The following is a 23,774-nucleotide window of genomic DNA, read 5'->3' as shown; positions in this document are numbered from 1 at the left end:
GTCATCTAGACTTTTTAAATTATACTTAATTTTTGAGTTTTTGTCATGTTGAACGTAGTGAAACATCTAAAAAAACAGATCCTTCGATACTCTCAGGATGACAAAATTGAACAAAACGAAAAAGTCTAGACGGTTTCAATATAGGGTATTGTTCGAAACAAAGAAATTATGAGAATTGATATAATTACCGTATTACCCGAAATGTTGGAGCAACCTCTCAATTGTTCTATCTTGAAAAAGGCTCAGGATAAGGGGTTGACTGAAATACACATCCATAATCTGCGTGACTATACAACAGATAAGCATAAAAGGGTGGATGACTATCCATTTGGCGGTGAGGCTGGTATGGTGATGCAAATAGAACCGATAGATAATGCTATATCGGCACTGAAAAAGGAGCGGGATTATGACGAAATAATTTACACATCGCCCGACGGGGAGCAATTTAACCAGAAGATGGCAAATACGATGTCGTCTTTCGAAAACATCATTATTCTTTGCGGACATTATAAAGGAATAGATTACCGTATCAGGGAGCACCTGATTACGAGAGAAATATCAATAGGCGACTTTGTATTGACCGGAGGTGAACTTGTTGCCGCCATGATTACCGATGCCATAGTCCGCCTTATTCCGGGAGCCATAGGAGACGAACAGTCGGCACTATCCGATTCTTTTCAGGATAATCTTTTAGCACCACCCGTCTATACCCGTCCGTCTGAATATAAAGGGTGGAAAGTTCCCGATGTCCTGTTGTCCGGTCATCAGGCTAAGATTGACGAATGGAAATTGAAACAAGCATTGGAAAGAACCATGCGCCTGCGCCCCGACTTGCTAGAGGACTAGAGCCTGCCTTTTATCATTTCAATTAGCTGAATCATAGCATAAGTAGTTGCCCTTGTTATATTGGCTTCTCTATGACGCCCCATCGTTCTATTGTATAGCTGGGCAATGGTGTTTCCATTATAATGCGTTGCAATCCAAACTGTTCCCACAGGCTTTTCGCTTGTACCTCCATCCGGTCCGGCAATTCCCGAAGTCGAAATAGCGCAGTCGGTTCGAATAAGTTTGGCCACATTCTCGGCCATTTCCCGAACAACAGACTCACTCACAGCTCCGTCACGTTCGATGTTTTCGGATGAAACATGCAGAATATTTATTTTCGTTTCATTTGCGTATGAAACTACACTTCCTTTAAAGTAGCGTGAAGATCCGGCAATGGAAGTTATCAAATGGGCAATATTTCCTCCCGTGCAACTTTCGGCTGTGCTTATTGTCAGCCCTTTTTCAAGAAGAATACCACCTAATATTTTTTCCAGAGGAGCATCTTCTTCCGACAATATGTTATTTTCAAGTAAGGTTTTCAGCTTATCCACTTGTTCGTCAAATTGGGCACGTCGATGTTCTCCTTTCACAAAAAGCCGAAGTTTCACTATACCCAAACTTGGAAGATAAGCCAGTCCGAAACCTTCCGGCAAGCTATTCTCAAAATCAGTCAGATACATAGCCAATCCTGATTCGGAATATCCTCCTATTATCAAGACTTTTTTCAGGTAGGCATCTATCTCGTAACGATCTTTCAGGCGAGGTATAATCTCATTTTCCATCACAAAACGCATTTCGTAAGGAACGCCGGGCATAGAAACCAACACTTTGTCGTCACAATCGAACCAAGTTATAGGAGCCGTCCCCACCCTATTCTGGATGACTGTGCAATTTTCAGGCACATAAGCCTGATTTTTAGTCAATTCGTTAACTTTTCCTTTTCCGAAAAACGATTCGATATTTTCTAATACGGAATTGTCAAAAACCAAGGAGGTATTGAAATATTCGCATAAAGTTTTTTTGGTAATATCGTCTTTTGTCGGGCCCAATCCGCCGGTCATCAGTATCACATCCACCCGCTTGAAAACATCCGAAATTGTATCTTTTATCTGGTCGGCGTTATCTCCGATCGAAACAGATTCTTCTATTTCAAATCCGGCTTGCGTCATTTTATCTGATATCCATGCCGAGTTTGTATCTACGATTTGACCTATAAGTATTTCGTCTCCGATTGTTATTATTGCTGCTTTCATTGCCGGTTTATGTCTTGATTGTCTTATCTATTTAATTTCTTTCAATTTTTTCATCCTTTGCAACAGAGTTGGATGTGAATAATATACAAACACATTCCAAGGATCAGGGTTCAAGTTACTTAGCGATTTGGTTGAAAGTTTTTTCAATCCCGAAACTAAACTATCAGCCAAACCGTATTTTGCGGCAAAGGCATCTGCCTGATATTCGTTCTTCCGACTGATAACGTTCGTTATTAATCCCAAAACCAGAGAAATGGGTGTGAAGAGAATAGAAAAGGCGATAATACCTAAATGGAAAGATGGAATATCACTACCTAAAGCCGTCGCCAACTGTCTGCTTCCTATGAAATAGGATAAGATGTAAAGCAAAACACCCATGTATATGATGGATGTGATAAGGCTTTGCAGCGTGTGCTTCTTTTTGTAATGCCCTATTTCGTGAGCCAAAACGGCTACAATTTCGTCTGTATCAAGATCATTGATCAGGGTATCGAACAATACGATGCGTTTCTTTTTTCCTAATCCCGTGAAATATGCATTTGCCTTTGTTGTGCGTTTCGACGCATCCATCACATAAATATCAGTCAGATTGAAACCTGTTTTCTGAGCAAATTGTTCTATCGCATTTCTCAAGTCACCTTCTTCCAATGGTGTTTGTTTATTAAACAGAGGTACTATCAGATTAGAATAAAACAAGTTCATGAACAATGAGAACGCCGTGACCAGTGCCCACGCATAGAGCCATGCCGTATTCTCGAAGTCATTGTAGAACCAAACCAACAGGGATAAGATTCCGCCTCCCAACAGAATAGCCAATAGAAGGCTTTTCAACTGATCTGACCAATATGTTTTTTTTGTAGATTTATTAAATCCGAATTTATTTTCAATAGTGAAAGTAGCATAATACGAGAATGGCAAGTAAATCAACTCGTTAATGGTATACAGAACACCTACAAAACACAAAGTTACAAGCAGTGGAAATACGATATGCTCACGTATTTCGCCATCCAACCAACCGAACAACCTGAAAACAAGTACTAGCAATATCAGAACAAACGAAACCGAAGACGATAATAGTCCAAATCGGCTGTACTCTTTTTGATAAGCCTGCTGCCGGGCGTATTTTTCTTCATTATATATTCCCTTCAAAACATCGGGAATGTGAGGACTCATCCGTTTTCGGTTCCTGTGTGCCAGATATTGTTCCCATATAAAGTCAAGAACAAAAATGGCTATGATTATATAGTGTAGCATGTTGTGATTAATGTCTAATTTTTACTTGATAAAGAAAGATTTTGCGACCTTGAACCGTACTCCAAAATTGTCCCCTACCATATCCGAATCGTCGTAGGCGAGAGAGCCTCCGAATAACCAACCGTCTAAGAAATATGGCTGATAATTTACATCCAGCAGAAAAGAATATTGTTTTCTGACATCTGTTGAAGGTACAAAATATGTGCCCCAACTTTTCGATAACGTGTATTTTGCCCTGTAACTAACCTCCGAACTTACATATCCGGAAACACCCAGATGGAAAGCAGAAATCCGATTGTTGTAGATGTAAAGAGATTTTCCATTATTGTAGATAGGAGAAACCAACAAAGGATTACCTATATTTTGACCGTAGTTACTTACAGATACATAGTCCACTGAGTTGTAATAATCGTCTCCGGCACTCACTTGTATGGGTATCGATGGTGATTCATCCCACAGAAAAGGACCCGATTGGCTCTTGGTGTTCACATATTCGAACAAAATATTTGTAATTGGCTGTCTTTTGTTGAATGAAAGCTCCACACCCCAAAGCCCATCGAATTTATTTTTAAACCACATTCCCGAATGGTCATCGAAAAAATGATCGTGATAGGCTTTCAGTGTAATATTGTTTTTGAATTTGTAATTACCCAGAAAGTGCCAGCTTCCATACATATTTCCCAAGATGTTTATTTGATCTGTTCCATTTGAATCACTGTCTCCCGACGATGGTATAAGAATTTTGAAGAAATCTTTCAATTTAGCAGGACTGTTTCCTACGTATTTGTGGTCACGATACATCTTTCCTCCAAATTGTGCAGCCATTTCCAAGCCGAACGTAAAGTTGAATGGCCTGTTTTTGTCGAACTTGAAAAAGATGTATTTATTATGATAAAGGACATCCAACGCATAGTTGCCGTCTTGTGCATTTTTCTTCGAGAATTTATTGTCCGTAAACCATCCATACGAAAGCGCACCCTTGATGTGCAACAGATTATTAGTGAAAGGAACAGTCACATAATCGGGAAAACCTGCTTCTACTTGTGGTATCGGGCGGGCATTTATAGAGCGAGACATACCGCCCGTACTAAGCATATCGTTCAGGTATTCCGATTTTCTTTCTTTAGCTCCAATAGACAAGCCTAACGACCTGTATTTCAGATCAACATATAATTGATGGAAATAAAAATCCGATTCAAAATTATTCGCCGCAAGAATCTCTACCCCACCCTTTGCCCAAAGCTGTTTGTTGTTAATTCTTGCTACCTTTTTATTTGCAAATAACCCAACTTGCAGATGTTGATTATTTTTATCCAATGAGCCTATACCATAATTGTTATTTGTCATCCAAAATGGTGTATTATCTCCGCTAGAGAAAACGCCTGCGGCTTCTATTTTAGCCTCGATATACTCTAGTTTTTCAGGGTCACGTTCTACTCTCATCGAAAGAAAGGCATACGGATCATCCGGCATTAAAACCACCTTTGACGAATCATTGTCCGTTCGAGCATCGACCGAAACAGAGCAAAAAACAATAGACAAAAGTAAAGCGATTATATATTTTTTCATTGAATATGTCATTATAGAAAAGTCAATTTGTCAGTAAAAGTAATAAAAAAATGAAAATGTAGTGAACCCGATATAAAATATACTCACATTGTCGTATATGCGACACACAAAATATGTCCTGTTTCTAATCTTTTTTCATTATATTTGCGGGAATTTTTTTTCAAATAGCATTAATACGAAGAGATGAACAAGAAATTTTCGGAATATAACCAGTTTAATTTATCTGATATAAATAAGGAAATACTTAGCAAGTGGCTAGAAAACAATGTGTTTCAGAAAAGTTTGGATATAAGATCGGGAGCTCCTTCTTTTGTTTTCTACGAAGGACCACCGTCGGCTAATGGAATGCCGGGTATTCACCATGTCATAGCTCGTGCCATAAAAGACATTTTCTGCAGATATAAGACGATGAAAGGTTATCTTGTCAATCGTAAGGCAGGTTGGGATACACACGGATTACCCGTAGAGCTTAGCGTAGAAAAAGCATTGGGTATAACTAAAGAAGATATAGGCAAAAAAATTTCCGTAGAAGAATATAACAACGCATGCCGGAAAGAAGTAATGAAATATACCAAAGAGTGGGAAGACCTTACCCGCAAAATGGGATATTGGGTGGATATGAAAGACCCGTACATTACTTACGACAACCGATACATCGAATCTCTTTGGTATCTTTTGAAAGAATTATACAAAAAAGGATACTTGTATAAAGGATATACAATTCAGCCATACTCTCCCGCAGCGGGCACAGGGTTGAGCACACACGAACTGAATCAACCCGGAGCATACCGTGATGTGAAAGACACCACTTGTATAGCTCAGTTTAAGATGCTGAAACCTAAGCAAGAAATGTCTCAATTCGGGGATGCTTATTTTCTGGCTTGGACAACTACTCCTTGGACCTTGCCATCGAATACGGCTCTAGCTGTTGGGGCAAATATCAGTTATGCTGCTGTTCAAACATACAACCCTTATACCTACAAACCCATCACAGTAGTTTTGGCAAAGGGATTGGTAGATGTGATATTTAATCCGAAAGCTGCCGATTTATCTCTCGAAGATTACAAGGAGGGAGATAAACTTGTGCCCTACAAAGTAGTTGGCGAATGGACGGGAGCAGACTTGGTTGGGATGAAGTACGAACAACTGATACCTTGGATAACTCCTAATGGAAATGCTTTTTCGGTGATTGCCGGAGATTTTGTAACAACAGAAGAAGGTACAGGTATTGTTCATATAGCACCTACCTTTGGAGCAGACGATGCCAAGGTGGCTAAGCAGAACGACATGGCTGCACTTACGCTTCTTGACAAAGACGGCAATATACGCCCGATGGTAGACCTGACAGGTAAATACTTCAAAATAGAAGACTTAGACCCTGAATATGTAAAATCGTTCGTTAATGTTGACTTGTATAAAGAGTATGCCGGAAGATACGTTAAGAATGAATATGATGCTTCCTTGTCGGAAAATGATTCGACTTTAGACATTGACATCAGTGTCATGCTGAAACAAGCAAATCTGGCTTTCCGCATAGAGAAACATGTTCACAACTATCCTCATTGCTGGAGAACGGACAAACCCGTTTTATATTATCCTCTGGACAGTTGGTTTATAAGAACAACGGCTTGCAAGGATCGTTTGATAGAACTGAACAAAACAATAAACTGGAAACCTGAATCGACCGGTTCGGGACGATTTGGCAAATGGCTCGAAAATCTGCAAGATTGGAACTTGAGCCGTAGCCGCTATTGGGGTACACCTCTGCCAATCTGGAGAACAGAAGATGGTAAAGAGGAAATCTGCATAGGTTCGGTTAAAGAGTTATACGATGAGATAAATAAATCTATCAAGGCAGGCTTTATGCAGGATAATCCTTGGAAAGATTTTGAAATAGGAAATCTTGAATTGGAAAACTACAATAAAATAGACCTGCATCGTCCTTATGTAGACAATATTGTATTGGTATCTCCATCGGGCAGACCAATGAAACGCGAGTTGGACCTGATTGATGTTTGGTTCGATTCGGGAGCGATGCCTTTCGCACAAGTTTTCTACCCCAATATTAAAGCGGAAGAATTTTTGGAGGTTTATCCTGCCGATTTCATTGCCGAAGGTGTGGATCAAACTCGTGGATGGTTCTTTACACTGCATGCAATATCTACGATGGTAAATGACAGCATTTCGTTTAAAAACGTAATATCGAACGGATTGGTATTGGATAAGAACGGAAATAAAATGTCCAAGAGCCGTGGAAATGCAATCGACCCATTTGCAACAATTGAAAAATACGGTTCCGACCCCTTGCGTTGGTACATGATAACCAATGCTTCGCCTTGGGATAACCTGAAATTTGACATAGATGGCGTGGAAGAAGTTCGACGTAAGTTCTTTGGCACGCTTTACAATACATATTCATTCTTTGCATTGTATGCAAACGTGGATAAATTTACTTATTCGGAAGCCGAAATTGCGGTTGAAGAAAGACCTGAAATAGACCGTTGGATTATCTCGCTGCTAAATACCTTGATAAAAAATGTTGACGAGTATTATGAAGCATACGAACCAACGAAAGCTGGGCGTGCTATATCTGAATTTGTGAACGACCATCTGAGCAATTGGTATGTACGTCTCAACAGGAAACGTTTTTGGGGCGGAGAGATGACAAAGGACAAATTGTCTGCATATCAAACATTATACACATGTTTGGAAACCATAACAAAACTGATTGCGCCTATAGCACCGTTTTATGCGGATAAGCTATTTGTTGATTTAATATCTGTAACGGGGCGTGATGGGGCAATATCGGTTCACTTGTCCGACTTCCCTAAATTTAGCGAATCGTATGTAGATAAGGCTTTGGAAGAAAGAATGGAGATTGCTCAAAGCATATCTTCAATGGTGTTGGCACTTCGTCGTAAGGTGAACATCAAAGTGCGCCAACCTTTGACACAAATAATGGTTCCTGTTTTGGACGAAAGCCAGAAAGATGCGATAGAAGCAGTTCGCGATTTGATATTGAATGAGGTAAATGTTAAAGAGTTGAACTACGTTGACAATGCTGCCGGCATATTGGTAAAAAAAATCAAGCCCGATTTCAAGAAATTGGGGCCGCGTTATGGCAAAATAATGAAGCAATTGGCAGCCGCAATTCAGCAAATGGATCAGGATGCTATCAATCTGTTCGAAAAACAAGGTACATATTCATTGAATATAGAAGGTCAACAGGCTGAGATTGAACTTGCTGATGTGGAAATAATTTCAGAAGATATTCCGGGATGGCTTGTAGCCAACGAAGGACGCTTGACTGTGGCTCTTGATATAACCATTACAGAAGAGTTAAGAAAAGAAGGAATAGCCAGAGAAATTGTTAACAGAATACAAAATTTGCGAAAATCGAATGGTTTTGATATAACAGACAGAATTTTTGTAACTATTTCCAAAAACAATCAGATAGAGGAGGCTGTTAAAGAATTTAATTCTTATATTGCATCTCAAATATTGGCCGACAGTATAGAATTTGCGGAAAATGTACAGCAAGGAACAGAAATAGAAATGGACGACTGTACGCTAACTATAAGCATAACAAAAAAATAAAGAAAGGAAGTATAGATTAACAAAATTAAATGTATAACTAATAAACATAGTTTTATGGGAGAAAAGACTAGATATTCGGATGAGGAGTTGGAGGAATTCCGCCAACTGATCCTCGATAAGATAGAAAAAGCCAAAGCCGAATATGAAGGTTTGAAAGCCTCTATTACAAATTCGGACGGCAATGATGTAACAGATACGTCTCCAACATTTAAAGTTCTTGAAGAAGGTGCTTCTACCTTGTCGAAAGAAGAAGCCGGTCGTTTGGCTCAACGCCAGATGAAGTTTATACAGAATCTTCAGGCAGCATTGATACGTATCGAGAACAAAACTTATGGTATATGTCGCGAAACAGGTAAACTGATCCCAAAAGAACGTTTACGTGCAGTGCCTCACGCTACCTTGAGCATCGAAGCCAAAAATAGCGGTGTAAAATAAGTTTGTGAAAAATAGTGGAGAAAAGCCAGAATTTTCGTTTATATCTGTGTATTAAATGCATAGCCGAAAGTTCTTGTTTTTCTCCATGTTTTTAGCTGAGTCATAGCTAATATTTGAAAATATATTTTTTAAGTGTAACTCTGCTTTTTGTAGTTATACTTACCGATAATAATAAAAAAGGTCTGCGACCTTAAGAAAACTCAGAATGAACAAAATTCCACGGTCAGTAATAGCCATATTTGTTGTATTATTCACAATTCTAGCCGATCAGGTTTTGAAAATATGGGTCAAAACCAATATGGCTCTATACGAGAGTATTCATATAACCGATTGGTTTCAAATACAATTTGCCGAAAACAATGGGATGGCTTTCGGAATAGAAGTCATTGACAAGCTTTTCCTCACGCTTTTCAGAATAGTGGCCGTTTGTTTCATCGTTTACTATCTGCATAAAATAGTTAAGCAGAAATACAATTACGGTTATGTTGTGTGTATAGCTCTCATTTTGGCCGGAGCCTTTGGCAACATTGTGGATTGTGTTTTCTATGGCGAGATTTTCTCTGAAAGTACTCGTATACAGGTCGCCGAATTTGTTCCTGTGGGAGAAGGATATGGTACATGGCTGCATGGAAGAGTTGTAGACATGTTTTATTTCCCTTTGTTTAAAGGATCTTTCCCATCGTGGATTCCTTTTTGGGGTGGACAAGATTTCACATTCTTCAATGCAATTTTCAATATAGCAGACGCTGCCATATCGGTTGGTATAGTGGTTTTGTTGTTATTTTACAGGAAAACATTATCCTATTCTTTGCAAGAAGAAAAAAACGAAGAAAAGATTTGATGTATGAATAAGATATTGACATACATCATCTTATTTGCGTCAATATGTGGATTATCGGCATGTAATTCCGATGTTCTTACCGAAGAAGAAATGACAGACGTCATTTACGATATTCAATTGGCACAAGGTATTTACCAGTCACGTTATAACGATTTTGTTTCGGATGATGCTAAAGAAGCTCTTTTGAGAGGAATCTTTGAAAAGCATAAAATAACGGAAGCTCAATTCGATTCTTCATTGGTTTGGTATTCTGATAATGTGGATAAACTCATTCGTATTAACGACTCAGTTCAATCCCGTTTGAACAGGCAGCTTGTTGTGATGGAAGCCCAACTTAATAAGGGTAAAAAGGCAGACTTACTTGTTCCTCATTTTATCATGTTAGATCAAGATGTTCCGTTTTATGCCTTTACTATTCGGGATAATTTATTGTCGAAACTTATTGGAGACAATATAACCTGGTCTTTCAATCTGGAAGGTCTGCCCAAAAGCACAAAACTAGAGGCTGCTCTTATTTATGAATATGCGGACACAACTATATATCAGGATAAAATTATTGACTTAAATAAGGAATATTCTTTTTCCAATACAAACCCATCTAAACTGGAAAGGCTAAAAGGCTATATCCGTTCAGACTCTATCGGAATGAATCAAAAAATTATCATCTACGATATGAGTATCTCCGATAAACCATCGGAAATAAAATAGAAAATCCGCCCTATCATTCCCGTAATGTGTTGATTAAAAAAGCGATGATATCCGAAATTCGGAACCATCGCTCTTCTTATTATAGTGTGTTTCTATATTATATCAATCATTCATTGAGATCAAGAATTCTTCGTTATTGAACGTTTTTCTTAATCTGCTTTGCAAAAATTCCATCGCTTCCACCGAATTCATGTCTGACAAGAAATTACGTAGCACCCACATGCGGCTAAGTGTTTCTTTATCTAACAGAAGATCGTCACGACGTGTACTTGATGCTATAATATCAACGGCAGGGAATACTCGTTTATTAGACAATCTGCGGTCTAATTGAAGTTCCATATTACCTGTTCCTTTAAATTCTTCGAAGATTACATCGTCCATCTTAGAACCTGTTTCTGTTAGTGCCGTTGCAATTATTGTCAGCGAACCACCGTTTTCAATATTACGAGCTGCACCGAAGAATCGCTTTGGTTTATGTAAGGCGTTAGCATCAACACCACCGGTCAACACTTTACCCGAAGCCGGTTGTACTGTATTGTATGCCCTCGCAAGACGAGTTATAGAGTCGAGCAATATAACAACATCATGTCCACATTCAACCATTCTTTTTGCCTTGTTCAACACAATTTCTGCAATTTTCACATGGCGATCTGCCGGTTCGTCAAAAGTAGATGCTATAACTTCAGCATTTACACTCCGTTCCATGTCTGTAACCTCTTCCGGACGTTCGTCTATAAGAAGCACAATCATGTAAACCTCGGGATGATTACTGGCTATTGCGTTTGCAATATCTTTCAACAGAGAGGTTTTCCCCGTTTTAGGTTGCGCAACAATCAACCCACGTTGTCCCTTACCTATTGGTGAAAATAGATCTACAACACGGCACGAAAAATTATCGTTACGTCCTGTTGTAAGCCTGAATTTCTCATCAGGAAATAATGGTTTCAAGTGATCGAACGGAACACGATCCCTTACTTCCTCCGGAGAGCGACCGTTTATCTTATCAACCTTCACCAAGGGGAAGAATTTTTCACCTTCTTTTGGCGGGCGAATAGGTCCTTCCACAATATCACCTGTCTTAAGTCCGAACAAACGTATCTGCGATTGAGATATGTATATATCGTCAGGCGAAGACATGTAATTGTAGTCGGCAGAACGAAGGAAACCATAGCCTTCCGACATTATTTCCAAAACACCCGTAGCCGACAATATTCCGTCAAACTCAAATGGTTTTTCTTTTTCTTGAGAATGGCCGTTCTGACCGTTTCCATTCTGCTTTTGATTATTATTGTTGTTATTGTTTTGCTGCTGATTATTAGCTTGTTTCTGAACAACAGGCTTCACTTCCTTAACTTCTTCTATTTCGGCCTGTACCGGAATCAGAAGCGGAAGTGGCTCCACATCCTGAATTTCTGGTTGAACTCTGCTTTTTTGAGATCTGAAAACCAATTGAGTTGGTTTTGTAACCTGCTTTTCTTGATTTTCAGCAGGTCTTTCCGCCGATTTGTTTACAGTGGCATCTTGTTGTTTCGGTTTCACCTCAATTTTTTTCACTTGAGCAGCTTGTGGTTCAACATTTGCAGCTTTTGTATTTTGCTTTTTCTCATTATCCTGCACTTGTTTTTCCGCCGGTTTTACTACTGCCGCATCTTGTTGAGTTTTTTGTTCCGGAGAAGATGTTTTCTGAGGCTGGTTAGCTTTTCCTTTTTGAGTTTTTTCTTGTGTAGGCTGTTTGTCGTCTTTCGCTTTTGTTTGATTTTCCTTTTTGCTTTGTCCTTGCTTTTTCTTTGGAGAGGAAGCAGATGAAGATGTTTTTTCTGTTTCTTTCTTTACCTTTTCTCTTTTTTCATCCTCGGCATTTTTGTTACGTGCTTCAATGATGGCCTGTTCATCCAAAATTTTGTAGATTAATTCTTCTTTTTTGAATGCGTCAGGGCGTTTTATGCCCAATTCTTTAGCTAAGGTTCTTAAATCTGTTATGAGCTTTTCGTTAAGCTCTAAAATATTGTATATACGCATGTATATTTATAGATAAAATGATTATGATAGTTTTACTATTTAGTAAAAATTTGTTTTGAAATTTTATTTGGAAATTGAAAGGAGTGTAGATTTATCTCCTATTTCAGGTCACAAAGTTATAAAAAAAATGAAATATGCAAACACTTTGCCATCATCTTTTATGGTATAAGTTACTTTTTTAGGGTAATTTTCAATATTTCATGTGTTTCGTCTGTTATTCTAAATCTATTATCCGCCCTGTCGCCAATAATCCATATTATCTTGTTTCCACTCGATAATATCCAGACGTTTTCTTTTTCAGGTATACTGTATTTTTTATCCGTAAAATAATCGCTGAGTTTTTTCTTGCCTTTCATGCCAAAAGGAACAAACCAATCGCCATGTTTCCAGCGTCTTACTGATAAAGGGAATTTTAATTTTCCGGCATCGAGGTATGTAATATTCTTGTCTTTTTCTATCTCAAAATTCTTATCGTTTTCAATCCTTTCAATGCCAAGGTTGATAGGTTTTTCTATGCCGGTATCAGATTCTTCTATAAGATATTCTTCTTTTTCGGGCGATGCGATCACTTCTTCCAGAATGAAACAGTTACGGTCTTTCACTAGTCTGTAAATATCTGAGTAAAAGAATTTTCCGGATTGAGATTTTATCGAGTCGAATATATTTTCAACAGTAGGCGGATTGAAGCCATAAGGAAACAAAATTTCAAAAAGTACATTCTTTGGCTCAGTAAATTTCATCAGTTCAAGAATATCTATCCGATTGTCTACAAATACTTTACTTTTCGCATTTTCGATGTACGACGAATAAATATTTTCTGCTTGTTGGAGATTTGCTGCCGTACGGGCTAAGGTTTGTTTCACAGAAGGGTTAATTGTCTCTAACAGAGGTATGACGGACAATCTTATCTTGTTTCTTGTGTATACTTCATCCGTATTTGTGCTATCTGTTACATACTTTAAGCCTTTCTTTTCCAGATAATTCAACACCTCTTCCCTTGTTATACACAACAAAGGCCTCACAACATATCCGTTTTTTATGGAAATGCCCGACAGTCCACGTATGCCAGTACCTCTGATCAGATTTAACAATACGGTTTCCACCGAATCATCCATGTGATGAGCCACGGCAATATATTCTGCTTCGTACTCTTTCCTTATTTTTTCGAACCAGGCATAACGCAGTTCCCGTGCAGCCATTTCAACCGAAACGGAACTATCCTGCACATATTTTTTTGTATCGAAATGCGTTGAAACATAAGTGAGATGATATTTTGAAGCCAGTTTTTCAACAAAATACTCATCCCTGTACGATTCTTCTCCCCGCAAATGAAAATTACAATGCGCTACAACACACTCATAACCCGAATGGTGCAAAATATCCAACAAGGCCACAGAATCGGCACCACCGCTGACACCTACAATAATCTTAGACCCATCCGGAAACAGGCTGTTTTCATTGATAAAGTTTTTTATCTTTTGTTGTATTTTCATGAGCCTTTTCTTCTACACTTCATCTTTCAATGTGGGTAGCTTTATACTGAATTTAGTTGCAATTATGCGGATAAAAAATACTGTAACTGCGGTTATTATTTCATTAACATTCAAAGTTACATTAAAATAATTCAATATGCAGAACAAACACCCTCCAATTATACATGCCACGGCATACAATTCCTGCGTGAAAACCAATGGTATTTCGTTAATCAATATATCTCTTATTATACCGCCTACTATTCCGGTTATAGTTCCCATAGCCACCACTACCCAAGGAGCATAGTCTAAGGCTATGGCTTTTTCAACACCCACAACGACAAACAATCCCAAGCCAATGCTATCGAACCAAAAGAAAGTATTATTGAGGTGTACAAGATATTTTTTAAAACAGATGACAAATCCCAATGCAAACACAGTACAAATCATGTAAACGCTCGATTCCATCCAAAATGGCGTCACTCCCAGCAGCAGGTCACGCAATGTTCCACCTCCCGTGGCAGTTACAAATCCAACGACAAGAGCACCAAACCAATCGAACTTTTTTGCTGATGCCAATCGGATTCCACTTATGGCAAAAGCAAATGTACCGCAAAACTCGATTATATCGACAAGTTCAATGTCTTTCCAAAACTCAAACATAACAAGTTCTATTTAGATTTCCGAGTCATCGGCTATAACTCCGCTACCAATGCAGAGTTTTGATGCTTCATCGTAAACAACACCGAACTGTCCGGCTGCGATTCCCTGTATCTTTTCTTCCGATTGAATACGATAAATGTCTCCAATCTTTTCGATGGTTCCTTTAGTAAAGTCCGGAGTATGGCGAATTTTAAAAGTTATGTCTTTCGTCCCGCCAAAATCGCCCCAGATATCTTCCGTAATAAACGAGAATCCTCCCAGATTAACCGTTTTGCCATATTGAGTTTCAGGGTCGTAACCATTTGATACATAGATGATATTTCTTTTTATATCTTTCTTTATAACAAACCAGGGGCCACCACTCAGGCCTAAACCTTTGCGTTGACCAATTGTATGAAACCAATATCCTTTATGTTTGCCTACAACTTTGCCTGTTTCCAATTCTATAATTTTCCCTTCTTGCTCGCCCAGATATCTGCCTATGAAGTCATTGTAATTTATTTTTCCCAGAAAACAAATACCCTGACTGTCTTTGCGTTGAGCCGACGGCATATTTTGCTGCGAGGCTATGGCACGTACTTCGCTTTTCAGCAGATTGCCAATAGGAAACATCAGTTTAGAAACTTGCATCTGGCTTATTTGCCCAAGAAAATAAGTTTGGTCTTTCACATGGTCTTTTGCTGTCGAGAGCCATGTTTTTCCATCTATTTCGGTTGTTGTAGCATAGTGTCCGGTAGCAATTTTATCAAACTCGTGCCCCCATTTTTGCTCAAAACAGCCAAATTTGATCATCTTGTTGCACATCATGTCGGGATTTGGCGTTTGTCCTCGCTTTACGGCTTCAATGGTATAATTTACCACATTCTCCCAATACTCTTCGTGTAGTGACACAATTTCCATTTTGCACCCATATTTTTTTGCTATATAGGTGGTTATCTCTATATCTTCTTCCGACGGACAGTCGATGTATCCGTCTTTATCTTCCATGCCTATGCGAATATAAAAAATAGTTGGGTCGTACCCTTGTTCTTTCAGTTGATGAACTACGACCGAGCTATCGACTCCGCCCGAAACCAGTGCTGCTATTTTCATTACTGAGATGTTGTTGTGTTATTTTCTTCTAAAAGATGTCTCCGATAAGGAGGTGGTGTATTTAAATGTATCAGCAATCCGGAGCCAAGACCGAATGCCAAACGGATAAAAAATTGTCCGTTTTTTTCTGTTATGTTATAATCGTAACCGGCTTTCAGATGAAATGCCAGATTGAAACTTAAATGTAAATTGGGACTTACCACTACCCCATTTTTTGAATGTCCCAGACCAAACATATAACCGGCATCAACTCCGGGGTCAATATTCAACCAATTATTGTTTTTCCTTATCAAGAACGGAAGCGATGCTGAAAGAGCCTTAATGTTCAGTCCCGAAATTTTTGCCGCTCCGGTCGAGTATTCAATACCTGTTGCAATGGATGGATTGAAATTGTTTCTCGGCATCAGCCACGGCAGAGTAAGTGTTGCCACAAATTGATGTTTCTCTAAATCAGCAACTTGATAGCCCAAACCTACATATTGTGCAAATACAGGAAACGGAATCAAAAATAGCAGGATTGTAACGGCAGTCTTCATTGTTGAGACAGTAAAATTACCAGATTTTAGTTTTAACAAAAGACTTCAACAAACCCGAACCTAGACAAACACCTGCCCGCACAAAGAACTGATTATCACCGTTGGTAACATCAAAATCCACACCCGTTTTCACGTAAAAGAATTTATAGTTCAGATATATGTTGGGGGTGATAACAACTCCATTTTTATGATCGCTTCTGAAATCGAACAAATAGCCACCGTCCAGATTCAGCAGAAGCGTGTATGGTGTTTTATTAAAAAAATCCTCCGTGAAAAAGGTTGATATCTGGATTGGCTTAACATTCAATCCGCTCATTTTCGCCCCTCCCGAGGTGGTATACTCCAATCCACTCGAAATATATGAATTCAGCGGATTTTTTGGATGAATGGTGGGAATGGCAAAACTAGCCACAAATTGCCCTTTCGCTCCATCGGCATATTGCCCGGCCAACCCGAAGAGTTGTGCAGAGCATGTTGCGGGGATAGTTAGAATGAATATTATTGATATTACCTTAAGAATCTTCATTTAGTTACGACCTCAAAATTAAGGTACAAAAATAGTGCTTTTATTTTGAATATAGGATTGAAATTTTCCTTATCTTTGAAAATGCCTTAAAATCAAAGTAGTAATCCTTTTTAACGAAAAATAATACCAACTATGAAAAAACTTCTTCTTGCCGTTTTTATCAGTGTAGCATTGATTTTCGGCGCATCAAGTCAGACACAGATTACTGTTGATCCTTTGACAATAAAAATTGAATCGACCAGAGTGATTGGAGATTATTTATTAGTCTCAGGGAAATTAACAACCAGTTCGGGCGTTCGTTTGATGGGTATTGAGGCCTCGGCCGTAACTCAGGATGGTGATGCTCAACCCTGTAAGGCTTTGTGGTGGGCAGGAAAATCTGCTTATTTGTCGAGCTGGGATAATACTTTGCTTCCTGATATACCTTATAGTTTTGATCTGGCAATTAAAACAGACAATAAAAACATGAATCCTATTACAGCCCTGATTATTAAGTTCTTTAACCATACAACACAGCAAAGAATGCAGATTGTAATGAAAAACATAGCTGTGCCACTAAAGGCTGATCCGAATCTGGCTAGCGCAAGTGTAATGGAAATTTATAAAGATGTGTATTTGAAATGGACAAAGGCGGAGGAATCGGCTACTGCTCTTAAAATCAATTTTGTGGTGGAAAACAAAGCTAACAAAGATCAGGAAGTAAGTTTCTATTCATACAACGAAGCTACAATAATAGACAATGAGGGCAATGCTCACAAAGCTCCTATAACATTAAGAAATGCTGTCAATTTCCCGACAAATACCCCGATAGCAGGCTCAATCACTACAAAAACTCCGTTGAAAATGAGTCAGGTAGTTATGGTGCAATTTAGTTCCGGCGACTACAAATATGATGTAAAAAAATTAGTTTTCTCTCAAAAATAAATTTGCAAAAATATTGATAACAGAAAAGGTGGTTTATTAAAATCACCTTTTTTATGCCTCTTCAACCACTTTTCCGAAAGGAAATAATGCCAGTTTGATAAATTTGAAGTGCTGTAATCCGAAAGGTATTCCGAAAACGGTAATACATAATAATATGCCCCAAGCAATATGGGTGAGAGCTATCCAAATGCCACCTATAATTATCCAGATCACGTTCAAGGCTACATTCAGGCATCCGGAGGTATCTTCTGCTGTCACCACTCTGCATCCAAAAGGCCATAGGGCAAGAACCCCCAACTTTATGTTCTGCAAACCAAAGGGTATTCCGACAATGGTAGCCATCAAAACCAAGCTGGCCATAAAATATTCAAGGGCAATCATCCACCCTCCAAATACGAGCCATATCACATTTCCAACAGTTTTCATACGGCAAATATACAAAAAAAGAAAAGTATCATTGACTTGATACTTTTCTTAATCAGAATATAAAATTAAATCAATGATTTTTAGAAAGATAATCGGCAATACCTTCTTGTGTTGCTTTCAATCCTCCTTTACCTTTTTTCCAGTTAGCAGGGCAAACCTCCCCGTATTCTTCTGTGAATTGTAGGGCATCAACCACTCGCAATGCTTCTTCAATGCTACGTCCGAGCGGCATGTCATTTACCACTTGATGACGAACAACACCTTCCTTGTCAATCAAGAAAAGTCCTCGATAGGCCTGAGGTGCACCCTCGAAAATATCATTACCCTCGTCGTCATAATCGAAATCCCCTGCTAAGACATCGTAGTTTTTAGATATCATGAGCGTTTGGTCGGCAACGATCGGATATTTAACGCCTTTTATTCCACCATCATTTTGTTCTGTTTGCAACCATTTCCAGTGCGAGAAAGCAGAATCTGTTGAAGCACCAACAACGGCAACATCACGTTTTTCAAATTCTGAAATTTGCTCTTGAAATGCGATCAATTCAGTTGGGCATACGAACGTGAAATCGGCAGGATAGAAGAAAAATACCACATACTTTTTTCCGAGATATTGTTTCAACGAAAAATTTTCTACAATCTCATTTCCATTTATCACTGCGTTAGTTTTGAATACAGGAGCTTTTTTTCCTACTAATACTGACATAATTATAAGTTTTTGTTTTTGTTTTGATAAATAATTTTCACAAAGGTATGGACTCGATAGATATAAATCAAATAGATATTTTAAGTACATTATAGATGAAACCTATTTCCTGCAATCATCCATTTGCAACTGAAACATATAAAGCCTACCTTTGTTGCCTTGATTTATAAACTTTAATAAAAAATACAGAAGAATGGCAGAAGCACCAAGTTGTCCGAAATGCAGTATGGAAAACACCTACTTTGATGGGGTTTTATTTGTTTGTCCCGACTGTAGCTACGAATGGACAAATGATGGCAACGAAACAGAAACAGACGACACGCCAAGAGATAGCAACGGCTCAGAACTTATGGATGGCGACGCAGTTACGGTTATTAAGGACCTGAAAGTGAAAGGTTCGTCGATGGTTATAAAAAGAGGAACAAAAGTGAAAAGCATCAGATTGACAGACAATCCGGAAGAAGTTGATTGCAAAATTGACGGATCGAGCATTGTTCTTAAAACATGCTTTTTAAAGAAAGGATAAATTAGCTTTAACTAAAAGGTAATTATATTGAGCCGTAGGTTTTTCTTGCGGCTCATTTTCTTTTATCTTTGTACTCTCAAAAAAAATAAACAGACTCTAGATTCTATTGACATCTTATATTGAAATGAATATAAAAGACTTTGAAATAATGGCTCCCGTGGGTTCGTACGAATCGTTGGCGGCAGCTATACAAGGAGGAGCAGATTCAATCTATTTTGGTATAGAAGGGTTGAATATGCGTGCCAAGTCGGCAAATAATTTTACAACAGACGACCTCAAAAATATAGCCGGAATATGTAAGGAAAACGGCATTAAAAGCTACCTGACTGTAAATACAATCATTTATGACAATGACATAGAATTGATGCGCAAAATTGTGGATGCGGCTAAAGAGGCTAATATATCGGCAATTATCGCTTCGGATGTGTCAGTCATGATGTATGCTCGCAGCATAGATGTTGAAGTACATTTATCAACTCAACTGAATATTACCAACACAGAGGCTTTGAAATTTTATGGTCAGTTTGCTGATGTTGTTGTATTGGCTCGTGAGTTGAACCTTGAGCAGGTTCATAGTATATACCAAGATATAGAAAACCAGCAAATTAAAGGACCAAATGGAGAACTGATCCGCATAGAAATGTTTTCTCATGGAGCATTGTGTATGGCTGTTTCAGGAAAATGCTATCTGAGTCTTCACGAAAAACATTTGTCGGCAAACAGAGGGGCATGCAACCAGATTTGCCGTCGTGGATATATTGTTAAGGACAAAGACAGTGAAATAGAATTAGAGATTGATAATGAATACATTATGTCTCCTAAAGATTTGAAAACAATCCATTTCATGAATAAAATGATGGATGCCGGAGTACGGGTTTTCAAAATAGAGGGACGTGCCCGTGGAGCTGAATATGTGCGCACAGTTGTTGAATGTTATAAAGAAGCTGTGAAAGCATATTGCGGCGGTTCATTCTCCGAAGATAAGATAAAGGACTGGGATTCCCGTTTGGCAACTGTCTTCAACCGTGGATTTTGGGATGGTTATTATCTTGGACAAAGATTGGGCGAGTGGTCTATGAATTACGGGTCGGAATCTACTAAGAAGAAAGTATATATAGGGAAAGGCATCAAATATTTTTCAAATCTTGGGGTCGGAGAATTCCTGATGGAGACACAAACCCTGAAAGTAGGTGATGAAATATTGATTACCGGTCCTACAACCGGAGCTATAACTCAGACAGTGGAAGAGATTCGTGTAGATCTCAAACCTGTGCAAGAGACTGTTAAGGGTGAAAAATTTTCAATTAAACTGACAGACAAAATACGCCCGTCCGATAAGCTGTTCAAATTGGTGACTGTTGTTCCCAAAAAACAATTTGTATGAAATAAGAAATGAGGTTTTTTTTCGCAAAAAATAACCTCATTTCTCAAGTTTTTTCTATCTGGTTACTTCATCTATCAAATAGAAAATAGATTTGAAGTTGATATTGCTATACTCGCTCATCCCAATCTCACACGTACGGCTTGTTGAATAGCCTTCTTTGCAATTTGCCGGTATTTGTTCCTGTAAGTGCCTTAATCCGTGTTTGTTTAACTCGGGATAAGTAAAACCCCTATCGCCGGCAAACCCGCAACAATTGCTTTCCACAAGTTTCACTTCTTCCGAACACATTTGAGCTAGTTTGTACAGGTTTTGCTCCATTCCTATTTTTTTGACAGAGCAAACAGGAAATACTGTCACTATCTTTTTCGGATTCTTCACTTGCAGCTTTGGCATTACAAAATCGAGCATAAACTCGATAGGATCATAAATCTTCAAGGCTTCGTTTGCGCAAGCATCGTGAAAAGTATAAAAACAAGGACTCATATCGAAGAGAACCGGATATTTCCCACCATCAGAGGCCTCGAACAAGGCGGCTTCCAGTTCCTTCGATTTTTTACTTCCTTCGTCTTTCAATCCCTTGCTACTGAATGCCATACCGCAACACAATTTATCCAGATTTTCGGGATAGATGATTGTAAATCCTGCTCTGGTCAATAATTCTTCCGTTTTTCGGGTTAGTTCCACTTCATCTTTTTCATATCCCTTCGATTTTCCCATCGTGCGGTTGATGCAGGACGGAAAATACACAACTTTATTTTCTTGACTCTCATTCACCACAGAATGTTTTATCTTGTGCGAGCCTTTGGGCATATCTTTGTTCCATTTAGGAATCCTGTTTCCCGAGATAGTTCTCATACCGCCGGCTATTCCTCCCATCAAAGTGTCTCCCAATATAGAGTGAAAGAAATCGACAAAATTCAGTCCGACACGTCCAACTGATGTTACGTCTTTCATGTGATCGCCTATGTACGCCGCCGTTTTTTTTGCTCTGTCGGATGATTCCATGTGGCGCACTTCCTTTATATATTTTCCCGTGTCTATTTTTACAGGACAAACAAGTCCGCATAATCCATCAGTTGCACATGTCTCGTCGGAAAAATATTTTGCGTCATGCAGCATTTGTACCAATCTTTCGGTTGATTCGCCCAATGCCTTCAAACGGGCAATTTCACGGGCAATAACAATACGCTGGCGTGGCGAAAGTGTTAATCCTTCCGACACACAATTGGGTTCGCAGAAACCACATTCCATACATTTATCCACCAATTCGTGTGCAGCAGGTAAAGGTTTTAGGTTTTCGAGGTGTATTTTCGGATTTTCATTTATGATAACTCCCGGATTTATTAGTTTCAGCGGATCGAAGATATCCTTTATACGTAACATTATACTATAAGCCGCCTCTCCCCATTCTTTTTCCACAAAAGGAGCCATGTTGCGCCCTGTGCCGTGTTCGGCTTTCAGCGAACCGTCGAACCTGTTCACCACAATATCGGCAAGTTCATCCATCAGTTTGGCATAACGTTCTACCTCTTGCGGAGATGAAAAATCCTGAGAAAAATTAAGGTGCAAATTTCCCTCCAAAGCATGACCGAAAAGAACAGCATCGTGATATTCAAGCCTTTTGAAAAGGTCTTTCAAGGCTACACACGCTTCTGCCAAACGGGAAACAGGAAAAGCTACATCTTCTATCAAACAGGTGGTTCCGGTTTTTCTTAATCCGCCAACAGACGAAAGGAGTCCTTTCCTTGCTTTCCAGTTGAAATTATATTCTTTCGGGTCGGACGTAAATTTGTAGGGCAAAATCGTAGGAGTTGTTTCTATTGCCTTTCTGATGGCTGTTTCTTTTGTCGACATTGTTTCCTTGTCGTTAGCCTGTATTTCGACCAGTAAAACACATGCCGTTTCGGGTAGAGTCTTGAAATACTCCGGAGCATCGGGATCATCTTCCACCGAACGAATGGAATCACGGTCTAACAACTCGACGGCGGAAACCGGACTCTCTTTTAATAAAGGAACAGCCTCACAGGCTTTTTCTATCGTTTCGAATATCAACAAGGCACATGCTTTATATTTTTCGTCAACAACAGTGTTGTAGGTAATATTGGAGATGAAAGCCAATGTGCCTTCCGAGCCGATCATCAGATGTTTGATGATTTCGAACGGATCGCTGAAATCGACAAAGGCATTGATGCTGTATCCTGTGGTGTTTTTTATTTTGAATTTACGCTTTATTCTGTCGTATAATACTCTATCTGCTTCTATACCATCCCTCAGTGATTCTATATCTTTAATTATCTCGGGGTGCTTTTCTATGAATTCCTTTTTACTTTTGTCGTCCGATGTGTCTAATATTGTACCATCATATAAAACTATACGAATATCGGCAATGGTCTGGTACGAGTTTTGAGCAGTGCCGCAACACATCCCGCTTGCATTGTTTGCCGCTATACCTCCAATCATAGCAGCATTAATCGAGGCCGGATCAGGACCTATTTTCCTGCCGAAAGGTGCAAGGAATATATTAGCTCTTGCTCCCACAATACCGGGTTGCAGGCGAATTTTAAGTCCGTCTTCCAGAATAGTATATTTTTTCCATTTGTGTGTTGCTACCATCAATACCGAGTCGCTTATCGCTTGTCCCGAAAGGCTTGTTCCGGCAGCCCGATAGGTTACAGGTATGTTCATTTTTCCAGTCAACCGTATCACTTCAACAGCCTCTTCCTCTGTGTGTACTTGCACCACAAGTTTAGGTATTAAACGATAAAAACTTGCATCTGTTCCGTATGCCAGTAGTTGCAACGGGTTAGTAACGATTCGTTTCGAATCGATTTTCTTTGAAAGTTCATCTTTCAGCAATTGATAGTTTTCTGGTAGCATCATCACATTGTTTTAATTGAAAAACTTATTTAGCTCTATATAATAATTTTCTTTGTCTTTATTTTTCCGTTTATCTCAACCCTTACTAGAGTTTATATTTAATAGTTTATTAAAGCGTTCTTTTACATAACTTTGTGATTT

The 23,774-nt window shown here is 38.8% G+C and carries 20 protein-coding genes; 8 read left to right on the top strand and 12 right to left on the bottom strand.

Annotated features, from left to right (window positions below; translation table 11 throughout):
• Window positions 1-168: 168 nt before the first annotated feature.
• Window positions 169-846: a tRNA (guanosine(37)-N1)-methyltransferase TrmD gene (trmD, locus tag D0T56_RS05125; protein WP_163319065.1), complete on the top strand. Its 678-nt coding sequence runs from the start codon at window positions 169-171 to the stop codon at window positions 844-846.
• On the opposite strand, the gene D0T56_RS05120 is transcribed toward trmD, so the two are convergent.
• From D0T56_RS05120 to D0T56_RS05110, 3 genes are read right to left on the bottom strand one after another with little or no spacing between them, the layout of a single operon-like run.
• Window positions 843-2,078: a CinA family nicotinamide mononucleotide deamidase-related protein gene (locus D0T56_RS05120; RefSeq protein ID WP_163319064.1), complete on the bottom strand. Its 1,236-nt coding sequence runs from the start codon at window positions 2,076-2,078 to the stop codon at window positions 843-845. The two genes, trmD and D0T56_RS05120, sit on opposite strands and share 4 nt — an antisense overlap.
• 27 nt (window positions 2,079-2,105) lie before the next feature.
• Window positions 2,106-3,332, bottom strand: coding sequence for a M48 family metallopeptidase (locus tag D0T56_RS05115; protein ID WP_163319063.1), 1,227 nt, complete (start codon window positions 3,330-3,332; stop codon window positions 2,106-2,108).
• Between the two features lie 21 nt (window positions 3,333-3,353).
• Complete coding sequence (locus D0T56_RS05110) at window positions 3,354-4,901, bottom strand: capsule assembly Wzi family protein (protein WP_163319062.1); 1,548 nt, start codon at window positions 4,899-4,901, stop codon at window positions 3,354-3,356.
• A gap of 183 nt (window positions 4,902-5,084) precedes the next feature.
• Here D0T56_RS05110 and ileS point away from each other — a divergent pair, with 183 nt between their 5' ends.
• From ileS to D0T56_RS05090, 4 genes are all read left to right on the top strand, one after another.
• Window positions 5,085-8,498, top strand: a complete 3,414-nt coding sequence (ileS, locus tag D0T56_RS05105) for an isoleucine--tRNA ligase (RefSeq protein ID WP_163319061.1) — start codon at window positions 5,085-5,087, stop codon at window positions 8,496-8,498.
• A 54-nt stretch (window positions 8,499-8,552) separates the two neighbouring features.
• Window positions 8,553-8,933, top strand: a complete 381-nt coding sequence (locus tag D0T56_RS05100) for a TraR/DksA C4-type zinc finger protein (protein WP_163319060.1) — start codon at window positions 8,553-8,555, stop codon at window positions 8,931-8,933.
• Between the two features lie 205 nt (window positions 8,934-9,138).
• Window positions 9,139-9,774, top strand: coding sequence for a lipoprotein signal peptidase (locus tag D0T56_RS05095; RefSeq protein ID WP_163319059.1), 636 nt, complete (start codon window positions 9,139-9,141; stop codon window positions 9,772-9,774).
• Window positions 9,775-9,777: 3 nt separating this feature from the next.
• Window positions 9,778-10,482: a DUF4296 domain-containing protein gene (locus D0T56_RS05090; protein WP_163319058.1), complete on the top strand. Its 705-nt coding sequence runs from the start codon at window positions 9,778-9,780 to the stop codon at window positions 10,480-10,482.
• A gap of 102 nt (window positions 10,483-10,584) precedes the next feature.
• On the opposite strand, the gene rho is transcribed toward D0T56_RS05090, so the two are convergent.
• The 6 genes from rho to D0T56_RS05060 all read right to left on the bottom strand — a co-directional run bounded on the left by rho (window position 10,585) and on the right by D0T56_RS05060 (window position 16,790).
• Entirely contained in the window at window positions 10,585-12,501 is a 1,917-nt protein-coding gene (gene rho / locus D0T56_RS05085; RefSeq protein WP_163319057.1) for a transcription termination factor Rho, read from the bottom strand.
• Window positions 12,502-12,671: 170 nt separating this feature from the next.
• Window positions 12,672-13,994 carry a tRNA lysidine(34) synthetase TilS gene (tilS, locus tag D0T56_RS05080; RefSeq protein WP_163319056.1) on the bottom strand — a complete coding sequence of 441 codons (1,323 nt, stop codon included), beginning with the start codon at window positions 13,992-13,994 and terminating at the stop codon, window positions 12,672-12,674.
• 12 nt (window positions 13,995-14,006) lie between these two features.
• Window positions 14,007-14,636, bottom strand: coding sequence for a trimeric intracellular cation channel family protein (locus D0T56_RS05075; RefSeq protein ID WP_163319055.1), 630 nt, complete (start codon window positions 14,634-14,636; stop codon window positions 14,007-14,009).
• 12 nt (window positions 14,637-14,648) lie between these two features.
• Window positions 14,649-15,728 carry a tRNA 2-thiouridine(34) synthase MnmA gene (mnmA, locus tag D0T56_RS05070; protein WP_163319054.1) on the bottom strand — a complete coding sequence of 360 codons (1,080 nt, stop codon included), beginning with the start codon at window positions 15,726-15,728 and terminating at the stop codon, window positions 14,649-14,651.
• Window positions 15,728-16,264 (bottom strand): hypothetical protein, encoded by a 537-nt coding sequence (locus D0T56_RS05065; protein ID WP_163319053.1) that lies wholly within the window; start codon window positions 16,262-16,264, stop codon window positions 15,728-15,730. The genes mnmA and D0T56_RS05065 overlap by 1 nt, the downstream gene beginning before the upstream one ends.
• Window positions 16,265-16,280: 16 nt before the next feature.
• Window positions 16,281-16,790, bottom strand: coding sequence for a hypothetical protein (locus tag D0T56_RS05060; RefSeq protein ID WP_163319052.1), 510 nt, complete (start codon window positions 16,788-16,790; stop codon window positions 16,281-16,283).
• Window positions 16,791-16,922: 132 nt separating this feature from the next.
• Here D0T56_RS05060 and D0T56_RS05055 point away from each other — a divergent pair, with 132 nt between their 5' ends.
• Window positions 16,923-17,714: a hypothetical protein gene (locus D0T56_RS05055; protein WP_163319051.1), complete on the top strand. Its 792-nt coding sequence runs from the start codon at window positions 16,923-16,925 to the stop codon at window positions 17,712-17,714.
• Window positions 17,715-17,765: 51 nt separating this feature from the next.
• Here D0T56_RS05055 and D0T56_RS05050 read toward each other — a convergent pair whose 3' ends face one another.
• Together D0T56_RS05050 and D0T56_RS05045 are read right to left on the bottom strand one after the other, a co-directional pair.
• The gene (locus D0T56_RS05050) at window positions 17,766-18,140 is read right to left on the bottom strand and encodes a YccF domain-containing protein (RefSeq protein WP_163319050.1); all 375 of its coding nucleotides are present in this window, start codon (window positions 18,138-18,140) and stop codon (window positions 17,766-17,768) included.
• 70 nt (window positions 18,141-18,210) lie between these two features.
• Window positions 18,211-18,846 carry a peroxiredoxin gene (locus D0T56_RS05045; protein WP_163319049.1) on the bottom strand — a complete coding sequence of 212 codons (636 nt, stop codon included), beginning with the start codon at window positions 18,844-18,846 and terminating at the stop codon, window positions 18,211-18,213.
• Window positions 18,847-19,039: 193 nt separating this feature from the next.
• On the opposite strand from D0T56_RS05045, the gene D0T56_RS05040 reads away from it, so the two are divergent.
• A complete protein-coding gene (locus tag D0T56_RS05040) occupies window positions 19,040-19,372 on the top strand; it encodes a zinc ribbon domain-containing protein YjdM (protein ID WP_163319048.1) in 333 nt (110 codons plus the stop codon).
• A gap of 124 nt (window positions 19,373-19,496) precedes the next feature.
• The gene (locus D0T56_RS05035; RefSeq protein ID WP_163319047.1) at window positions 19,497-20,756 is read left to right on the top strand and encodes a peptidase U32 family protein; all 1,260 of its coding nucleotides are present in this window, start codon (window positions 19,497-19,499) and stop codon (window positions 20,754-20,756) included.
• A 54-nt stretch (window positions 20,757-20,810) separates the two neighbouring features.
• Here the strand turns inward: D0T56_RS05035 and D0T56_RS05030 are convergent, their stop codons facing one another.
• Window positions 20,811-23,636, bottom strand: coding sequence for an FAD-binding and (Fe-S)-binding domain-containing protein (locus tag D0T56_RS05030; protein WP_255491052.1), 2,826 nt, complete (start codon window positions 23,634-23,636; stop codon window positions 20,811-20,813).
• Between the last annotated feature and the right edge of the window lie 138 nt (window positions 23,637-23,774).

Source organism: Dysgonomonas sp. 520, from assembly GCF_010501095.1.
GTDB lineage: Bacteria > Bacteroidota > Bacteroidia > Bacteroidales > Dysgonomonadaceae > QVMP01.
This window is presented reverse-complemented; position numbering and strand designations above follow the sequence as displayed.